We start from the raw sequence: 6400 nt of genomic DNA, 5'->3' as shown, positions 1-6400 counted from the left end.
TAGCCTCAGAAGCTTTTTCCATCGCACCGGAAGCAGCTTTATCAACAATATCAGAAGCTTTCTTCATCGCATCGGATGCCTTATCGGCAGCCTCAGTGGCTTTTTCCATCGTATCGGAAGCAGCTTTATCAACAGCATCCTGTGCTTTCTTCACCGCATCAGATGCTTTATCAGCAGCCTCAGAAGCTTTATCCGTATCATGTGCTGGATATTCAGAGGTCTTCCGTGCCGCACTTTCAGCAAATGAAGCAGAACAAGCTATGAAAACCGCCATATAAAAGAGTGTTTTCCAATTGATTTTACGATACATCCTTTTCTCCCCTTAAGAGCTCATTGAATAATTGAAATAAACTATTCGCTTTTTTAATGATTGTTCATGTCACCCAGCGTTGTCACAGCACGTCGATTTTGATTCCAACAGGAAATATCATCACATACCGCTACAGGTCTTTCTTTTCCGTAAGAAATTGTTTGAATCCGTTGCTCAGACACACCAAGAGACACCAAATAATTTCGCACAGCAACAGCACGGCGCTGTCCAAGTGCCAAGTTATATTCACGTGTTCCCCGTTCATCAGCATGACCTTCGATCATAATAGAATAATAAGGATAATGAAGCAACCATTCTGCTTGGCGCGTTAAAATACGTTCAGCATCTGCATCCAATGAGGAAGAATCGAGACTAAAAAATACGCGATCCCCTACATTCACCGCAAATTCCTGCCCTGAACCTGGTCCCTGATTCAAACCAGCATCATTCATATAAGCACCATGCATACCATGAAGAGCACCGATATTTTTTTTGCCACACCCCCCCAAGCAGAGTGAGAAAAAAAAGAGAATAGCTAAGGAATAAGAGAAGGTATTTTTGGTAGAGCGCATAGTCCGTTTCTCCTTAAGTTTTGTAAAGAAGGGTAAATTCTTAGAATATTTAAGAATAACCATTAATTCCTAATGAAGACGAAATTTTTCTGTTTTTTGTCATCATTTTTCAGTCTCTGCCAATTTTTCTTCCTTCCATCTATTCCTCTAACCTCTCCATGAGAAATTGAGTAATATTGTCCTTATACGTCATGTTTTTTTACGCATCCTCTTGCTCTTGACGATTTTTTTGCAGCGCGTTTAATTTTGCAAAAACTTTATCAGCATCAAAAGTCTTGTTGGGATCGTCTTCACTCTCATTTTCCTCGAGAGCAGCGTTTTCAGTCACAGAGGCGGGAAGCAATGACCTATCTTCCTCTGCAGCAACAGGGCGGTTTTTTGCCGCACGCTGGAGTTCAAAATCCAGATCGATTTGCGAACACAAGCCAAGTCCTACAGGATCAAGAGGAGATAAATTTGCACTATTCCAATGGGTTCTCAGGCGGATTTGTTCAATGGTTGCTTTTGTTGTGCCAATCAACCGTGCAATTTGTGCATCTTTCAATTCGGGATGGTTCGTGACCAACCATAAGATACCATTGGGACGATCTTGACGCCGAGAAAGAGGGATATAGCGTGCCCCTTTACGTTTTTTTTCAGGAATGTGCACCCTCGATTGAGCAATTTTCAAGCGTGCGTTTTGATCCGCCTCCACCCGTGCAATTTCACTCCGCGTCAACTGCCCAGAACTAATCGGATCAAGACCTTTAATACCATAAGCTGCCTCTCCATCGGCAATAGCTTTCACTTCCAAGACATGCAATTTACAAAATTCTGCAATCTGCTCAAAAGAAAGAGCTGTATTATCAACCAACCAAACAGCTGTCGCCTTGGGCATCAAAAGTTGCGTTGCCATTTTTATAAATCCTCTTTTGCGCCTCTTCTATGAGGCAGGTTACGCCCACTCAAGAGCACTGGAACTTCTTATTATATATTTGTTTTTTCTACCCACTCTTAAAATAAAGCGAGGAATGGAAAAAACCATTTTGCCATGAGATTAAACTCTGTTATAGCGTGATTTTTTCTCAACGACAAGAGATCTCTCTTGGAATGATCCTCAACCAAGGTGTCTTTACCTTTAAGATGAATTTTCTTATAAAGGATTTATTTGATTATTTCACCTCATGCTGTGGCATATTTATTTTTGGTGGGATGCGTGTTTTATCGCCTTAAATTCTAACAAAGCATCCAACCGGAAGGACAGCCCTCAAACAGGAAGGAAGACTATGGCAGGCCATTCACAATTTAAAAATATTATGCATCGTAAAGGGCGTCAAGATGCAATGCGCTCGAAAATATTTTCTAAGCTTGCACGCGAAATTACCGTAGCAGCAAAACAAGGTGCTCCTGATCCCGCCATGAATCCACGTTTAAGGCTGGCGGTCCAAAATGCCAAAGCACAGTCAATGCCGAAAGATAACATTGAACGCGCGATTAAAAAAGCTTCAGGAGCCGATGTTGAAAATTATGATGAAGTCCGCTATGAGGGCTATGGACCAGGCGGTGTTGCCGTCATTGTTGAAGCTTTAACAGACAACCGCAACCGCACCGCTTCAAACGTGCGCGCTGCTTTCACCAAATCAGGAGGAGCGCTCGGAGAAACGGGTTCTGTAAGTTTCATGTTTAATCGGATTGGTGAAATAATTTATAAGCCAGAAGCAGGAACAGCAGATAATATCATGGATGCTGCCATTGAAGCTGGTGCCGAAGATGTACAATCAGAAGAAACGGGACATCACATTACCTGCGCATTTGAAGATATTGGTGAAGTTTCAAAAACACTTGAAGCAAAACTTGGTGAAGCAGAATCGATTAAAACAATTTGGAAAGCCACCACCCTTGCTCCAATCGATGAAGAAAAAGCTTTATCCGTTTTACGACTGATTTCAACATTAGAAGAAGATGATGATGTGCAAAGTGTTTATGCTAATTTTGATGTGAGCGATGAGATTTTGGCAAAATTGTCCGTATAATTTCCACCTTGTTGCTCCTCTCCTCATCTATGGGGGACTGAAAAAGCATTTGTCAACCCTTTATTCACTATATAAAAACCCCGCATCAAGAGCGGGGTCAATCATTTATAAAGCCCAAGAAAACCATTATCAATTGCATAAAAAAAGCATAAAGCAGATACCTTTGAACACTTAAACAATTTTGATGATAAAAGCGCACAAAACTCTATCGTCTCACGCCTTTCTTAATATATTCTAAGAATATCCCCTATAGCCCCTCTCTCTTTGTTCTTTAAGATTAACCTTTGCGCCACCCTTCACAAATGATGAAGATCTTGCCCCGATCTGGCCCCAATCTGGTCTGTAAACAATGTGGATTTTTTAGACGCATTCCTATCATCATGCATAAGATTCACTTGAAACTGAAGACAAAATACCCTCCCCTAAATACGCATCACATCGATTTATATAAGGAGAGTTCAGCGTTATTGCATGTGAATGAGATTCCTTCAATATCGTAAAATTATCTCATTTCAAATCTGTGGGCCAAATCTATGGATATGTTGAATCAATCAAAGTCATCTACTTGCGCATCATGAAGCAGAAAAGCCCGTATAGCGGTAAAATTTAAAGGAGCAAATAGCCCCTTATGAACTGTCTCAAAACGATAGGGCTGTTGTAACATGAGGGGCTTATATGATGCCGGCTTGCTCTTTTATGAAGCATCAAAAAACTTTTGGAGATATTCAATATTTTTGAAAGACGTAATCCATAATCTTGAGAGAAAGCTCTTGCCCATAAGGTTTCCTTTTAAGAAAATACATCAAGAGAGCAGCAGAGAAAACCTGCTTGACAAGAAGAAGCATGGAAAAAACCATTTTTCCATGAGATTATATTCTGTTATAGTGTGATTTTTTCTCAACGACAAGAGATCTCTCTTGGAATGATCCTCAACGAAAGTGTTTTTACCTTTAAGATGAATTTTCTTATAAAGGATTTATTCGATTATTTCACCTCATGCTGTGGCATATTTATTTTTGGTGATCTGAACTCTGAGCACACCAGATCAGAAAGGAAGTCAAAAATACCTATAGCAACCGTTTGGAGAATAAAGGCAATCGAGAAAAACCTCGAAACAACTATACTTTTTCAAGGAATGTTTTTTTAACAGCATTTTTCCCAAGGAAATTGCATTATCGACAAACGATAGCCAATATAGATGAAATCGATATAATCTGCCATGCCTCCTATCACAAATCCCTTGCTTGAAATGATTAAAGACCATTGAGATTGTGTAGACTTGAAACTGCATTCCTTCTACGTTCTATTTTTAAGTATTTTTATTGTATATTGAGCAATGGTGACCATGCTGGATCGGAAGCATCATTGGGTGTGGGGAGTTGCCGTTCATTGCGTCCCGTAATATCAATAGTATAGATTTTTGGTCCCATACCAGAATTTTTACGAAAGAACATCAGCACACGACCATTAGGAGCCCAAGTCGGTCCTTCATTGTGAAACCCTGTGGTTAAAATTCGTTCTCCTTGTCCATCAGGATGCATAACACCGATAGAAAACTGTCCATTGGATTGTTTTGTGAAAGCGATATAGTCCCCCCGTGGTGACCAAATAGGTGTCGCATAACTCCCTTCATTTGAAGAAATACGCTGAATATCACTCCCATCCGCATTCATTTTATAGATTTGTGGTTTTCCGCTACGATCTGAAGAAAAGACGATTTGCGTTCCATCCGGTGAATAAGAAGCAGATGTATCAATAGCAGAAGTTGTTGTAAGACGTGTCATGGTACGGGTGCGTAAATCCATGGTGTAAAGATTGGCACTCCCATCATTTTGTAACAAACTCATAATGACCTTTTGTCCATCAGAAGAAAAACGCGGAGCAATTGTCATGTTATTAAACGTTCCAATCAACTCTCTTTGTCCCATTTCAATTTGTTGGAGATAAACATGAGGCACTTGATTGTCCTCATAGGCCATATAAGTCATTTCTTGTCTTTTGGGTGAAAAACGCGGTGTAAGCACCAATTCACTCCCATCAGACATATAAATTAAATTCGCGCCATCTTGATCCATCATTGCTAAGCGTTTAATGCGTGCATTTTGGGGTCCTGTTTCATCGATAAAAACAATTCTTGTATCAAAATAGCCACTTTCTCCTGTCATCTCACTGTAGATCTCATCGGCAATCATATGAGCCACGCGCCGCCAACGTTCTGTCGCAGTATAAAAACGCCGTCCTTTCAATTGTCGCTGTCCAAAAACATCCCATAAACGAAAATCAACCCTCAAACGTCCATCGATCTCTCTCATGACTTGCCCCGTCACCAAACCTTGTGCTTTTATTTTCTGCCACGAAGCAAAATGCGGTTGTTTATTCGGATTAGAAATTTTTTCAAAAAAATTGTCCTTATCAAGTGGTATAAAAAGCCCCGATCGTTCAAGATCAGCTGTCACCACAGCCGTTATTTTTAATCCAATCGAATCATTTGAAATAAAGTCTGTAATTGCAATGGGAATAGGGTTAAAGTCAGCACTCGAAATTGTTCCTTTCAACTGCGCATAAACGGATGACATACTTGAAAGCCACAAACTACAAGTGACTATAAACCACGTAAAAACTTTATGTCTCGTTATAGTCATCATGGAATGTGTCCTTTCGTTAAGCGAATGTATTTTCTCTCATTTATCATCTTATTTCTTGGAGGGGATCAACATTAAAGTCAAAACCTTGCCCCCACAAGTCATACTGATCACGGGGAAGATCTACATAAGGTTGGCACGAAAAGACAGCAGCGTATACCTGCCTGATCATAATCGCTTGTTGACTCTCAGGACCGCTTACGGGATCAATGATAGGATCGCCCATAACCATCCCTTCACGGTCCAAGTAAAACCGCAACCGCACGACGGGACGATTTTTTAAATCGCCACCAAGCGCCACAAGTTTAAGCTTCTGTTGAATACATCCCCCTACCATACTGACCAATGTTTGTGCCATTTTTATGGTATCATTAATATTTTTTCTTGCCCCCAAAGCTTCTGGTGTATGAGAACGTTTTGCTCCCCCTCCTTGTGACCGCACACGATTGAGCAAATTATTTTCTTCCATGGCTAAAATATCCTCAATGGTCTGTTTTTCTTGATTTTTCTTGTTAAGTTTTGACATCTTTTGATCCAAGGCCCCCTCTTTCTTCATTGGCAATTCTTCATCAAATTTTGGTTTAAACTGTGGAAGAAGAGGTTTTTCTGGAAGTGCAATTTTGGGCGCTTGATGAACAACCTGCTCTGCTGGTGCCTTTTGTACCGTTGGAGCCAATTCTTTTGGCGATATCATCGCTTCATTTTTGTGTTTGTGCACAGACTTAAGAGAAAACTTGGCAGCCTCCCCCAAAGCTTCTGAAGGCATCTCAGGTAAAAGCTTGGACACATCCCCCAGAGCCTCTGAAGGCGCCTCAGGCGCAAGTTTGGACACATCCTCCAGAGCCTCTGAAGGTGTCTCAGGTA

At 40.8% G+C, this 6400-nt stretch carries 4 protein-coding genes and 2 pseudogenes; 1 reads left to right on the top strand and 5 read right to left on the bottom strand.

The genetic code is table 11. The features are described 5' to 3' along the window. The 3 genes and pseudogenes from BN338_RS12180 to BN338_RS08090 all read right to left on the bottom strand — a co-directional run. Nucleotides 1-310: pseudogene (locus BN338_RS12180) on the bottom strand (tol-pal system protein); the annotation flags it as partial. Nucleotides 311-363: 53 nt separating this feature from the next. Then, nucleotides 364-882: a peptidoglycan-associated lipoprotein Pal gene (gene pal / locus BN338_RS08095; RefSeq protein ID WP_039760834.1), complete on the bottom strand. Its 519-nt coding sequence runs from the start codon at nucleotides 880-882 to the stop codon at nucleotides 364-366. 199 nt (nucleotides 883-1081) lie between these two features. Beyond that, entirely contained in the window at nucleotides 1082-1777 is a 696-nt protein-coding gene (locus BN338_RS08090; RefSeq protein WP_039760833.1) for a DUF1013 domain-containing protein, read from the bottom strand. A 370-nt stretch (nucleotides 1778-2147) separates the two neighbouring features. Here BN338_RS08090 and BN338_RS08085 point away from each other — a divergent pair, with 370 nt between their 5' ends. Continuing rightward, the gene (locus tag BN338_RS08085) at nucleotides 2148-2894 is read left to right on the top strand and encodes a YebC/PmpR family DNA-binding transcriptional regulator (protein WP_039760832.1); all 747 of its coding nucleotides are present in this window, start codon (nucleotides 2148-2150) and stop codon (nucleotides 2892-2894) included. A gap of 1319 nt (nucleotides 2895-4213) precedes the next feature. Here BN338_RS08085 and tolB read toward each other — a convergent pair. Together tolB and BN338_RS08065 are read right to left on the bottom strand one after the other, a co-directional pair. After that, a complete protein-coding gene (gene tolB / locus BN338_RS08070) occupies nucleotides 4214-5539 on the bottom strand; it encodes a Tol-Pal system beta propeller repeat protein TolB (protein ID WP_039760829.1) in 1326 nt (441 codons plus the stop codon). A 43-nt stretch (nucleotides 5540-5582) separates the two neighbouring features. Further along, a pseudogene (locus tag BN338_RS08065) lies at nucleotides 5583-6400 on the bottom strand (cell envelope biogenesis protein TolA); the annotation flags it as partial.

The organism is Bartonella queenslandensis AUST/NH15 (genome assembly GCF_000312585.1).
GTDB lineage: Bacteria > Pseudomonadota > Alphaproteobacteria > Rhizobiales > Rhizobiaceae > Bartonella > Bartonella queenslandensis_A.
The sequence above is the reverse complement of the archived record's forward strand: the minus strand, read 5'-3'. Positions and strand labels throughout refer to the sequence as shown.